This is a genomic window from Vibrio sp. D173a, assembly GCF_030248475.1.
In genome coordinates this window covers 1-722 of sequence record NZ_JAHGAH010001512.1, presented here as the reverse complement: position 1 = coordinate 722, position 722 = coordinate 1, and the positions used below count along the sequence as shown (strand labels likewise).

The 722-nt window shown below is 49.0% G+C and carries 1 protein-coding gene and 1 pseudogene; one reads left to right on the top strand and one right to left on the bottom strand.

Annotation, left to right across the window (positions count from 1 at the left end; translation table 11 throughout):
• A pseudogene (locus KIV40_RS34410) lies at positions 1–287 on the top strand (NAD(P)-dependent oxidoreductase); the annotation flags it as partial.
• A 15-nt stretch (positions 288–302) separates the two neighbouring features.
• Here KIV40_RS34410 and KIV40_RS34405 read toward each other — a convergent pair.
• A partial coding sequence (locus KIV40_RS34405; RefSeq protein WP_285353933.1) for a DUF4136 domain-containing protein occupies positions 303–722 on the bottom strand: 420 nt, incomplete at its 5' end.

The window sequence follows — 722 nt, the reverse complement described above, 5'->3', positions numbered from 1 at the left end:
AAGGTGCATTACTCTTTAATGTAGGCCGAGGCAGTACACTCGATGAAGCAGGCCTTCTGTTAGCACTTAAAAACCGCTGGATCGAACACGCCTTCCTAGATGTATTTGAAAGCGAGCCTCTAGCATAAGAGCACCCTTTCTGGGGGCTGCCTCAAATCACTATCACGCCCCATATTGCGGCTCTGAGTGAACCGCGACAGGTTGTCAAGATATTTGCTAACAACTACCAGTCTTGGCGCGATGGCTTTCAGCTCAAATACCAAATCGATTTCGACAAAGGGTACTAGCCCGCTCTACCCTAGCTATTCGGACTGTGGCGCTGCGATTGGGTACTCTTCAAACATTTGTTTCACCTGATCTTGGACGAATTCATTTCTGTCTTCGGAGTCCATGGTTTCAGTGAGTTGTCTTTGCGACACCGAACGCCAAACAACATCATTGGTTTTGGTGTCGATCAGATTAACGCTCAGCTTGCCGTATTTTTTCTCTTTAACGCGAGTCGGTGTGCTGACACCGGCTCCGTAAACACTATTGATGCTGCCGCTACCGAAACCAAAGCTGAAGGTCGGCCCATCGGCCAATAGCTCTGAAGCTTCTAAAATCTCGTAGTAGACGGTTAGCTGCCCATCAGATTTAGCCAAACGCATACCTCTCACCGCCATCTCTTTGTCGACTGCCTTTTTGATTCTCGCACCGTCTAAGGTGACTGGGGTGTCCGGATC